This is a genomic window from Actinosynnema sp. NPDC059797 (assembly GCF_042732085.1).
GTDB lineage: Bacteria > Actinomycetota > Actinomycetes > Mycobacteriales > Pseudonocardiaceae > Actinosynnema.
In genome coordinates this window covers 1-1,519 of record NZ_JBHWIE010000718.1, presented here as the reverse complement: position 1 = coordinate 1,519, position 1,519 = coordinate 1, and the positions used below count along the sequence as shown (strand labels likewise).

Annotated in this window: 2 protein-coding genes; both read left to right on the top strand. The window is 75.5% G+C overall.

Going from position 1 to position 1,519, the window contains the following annotated elements:
- Nucleotides 1-662, top strand: a 662-nt coding sequence (locus tag ACFV4N_RS43650) for an NAD(P)-dependent oxidoreductase (RefSeq protein WP_499678586.1), incomplete at its 5' end; no start/stop codon positions are given.
- Between the two features lie 5 nt (nt 663-667).
- Nucleotides 668-1,507, top strand: coding sequence for a phosphoenolpyruvate hydrolase family protein (locus tag ACFV4N_RS43645; protein WP_499678585.1), 840 nt, complete (start codon nt 668-670; stop codon nt 1,505-1,507).
- Nucleotides 1,508-1,519: the final 12 nt, after the last annotated feature.

Here is a 1,519-nt window from a genome sequence, read left to right as displayed (position 1 = left end):
TCACCATGCTGACCGGGCCCGAGGCCGTGGACGCGGTGTTCTCCGGCCCCGACGGCGCGGCCGCCGGCCTCGCGGACGGCGCGCTGGTGGTGGAGATGTCGACGATCGGCCCGCGGGCCGTCGCCGCGCTGCGCGACCTCCTGCCGGACGGCGTCCGGCTCGTCGACGCCCCGGTCAAGGGCAGCCTGCCCGCGGCGGCGTCCGGCGAGCTGGGCATCTACGCCGGCGGCGCGGACGAGGACGTCGCGGCGGCCTCCGACGTGCTGGCGGTGCTCGGCAAGGTCAAGCACGTCGGGCCGCTCGGCGCGGGCGCGTCGGTCAAGCTGCTGGTCAACATCGTGCTGGGCGCCTCGTTCGTGATGGTCGGCGAGGCGCTGGCGCTGGCCGACGAGCTGGGCCTGGACACCGAGCTGGCGCTGACCGCGCTGGAGGGCACCGTCGTCAGCCCCCTCGTGCCGAGGGTGCGCAAGAAGCTCGACGACCCGGGCGCCACCCAGTTCGCCCTCGGCCTGGCCGAGAAGGACCTGCGGCTGGTGCTGGAGGCGGGCGGCGTCGCCGACGGCGTGGTGGCGGGCGCCCGGGCGCGGCTGGCCGCGGCGGTGCGGGACGGCCTGGACGACCACGACATCAGCGCGGTGCTCGGTCACCTGCGCGGGAAGTAGCGGCCGTGCCGCGGTTTCGCCGGACCGAGGTCCTGGAGCGGCTGCGCGCCAAGGCCGCGCGGGGCGAGGTGGTCGTCGGCGGCGGTGCCGGGACGGGCCTGTCGGCCAAGTGCCAGGAGGACGGCGGCGTCGACCTGCTGACGGTGTTCAACTCCGGCCGGTACCGGATGGCGGGCCGCGGCTCGCTGGCCGGGCTGCTGGCCTACGGCAACGCCAACGAGGTCGTCGTCGAGATGGGCCGGGAGATCCTGCCCGTGGTGAGGAGCACGCCGGTCCTCGCGGGCGTCAACGGCACCGACCCGTTCTTCGACCCGGAGGTCTTCCTCCCCGAACTGGCGCGGATGGGGTTCTGCGGCGTGCAGAACTTCCCGACCGTCGGCCTGATCGACGGCAACTTCCGGGCCAACCTCGAAGCCACCGGCATGGGGTTCGACCTGGAGGTGGCGCTGATCGCCGCCGCCGCGGCGCACGACCTGCTCACCGCGCCGTACGTGTTCTCCGCGGAGGACGCGGCGGCGATGGCCGAGGCGGGCGCGGACATCGTGGTCTGCCACCTGGGGCTGACCGTGGGCGGCACCATCGGCGCGGTCTCCTCCCGGGGCCTGGACGAGAGCGCGGTGCTGCTCCAGGAGTGGGCCGACGCCGCGCGCGCCGTGCGGGCCGACGTGCTGGTGCTGTGCCACGGCGGCCCGATCGCCGAACCGGAGGACGTGCGGCGGGTGCTCGCCGCCACCACGGGCGTCCACGGCTTCTACGGCGCGTCGTCGCTGGAGCGGATGCCGGTCGAGGAGGCGATCACCGCGCAGACCCGCCGCTTCACCGGCCTGACCCGGCCGGTGGGCTGACCCGTCCCGGGG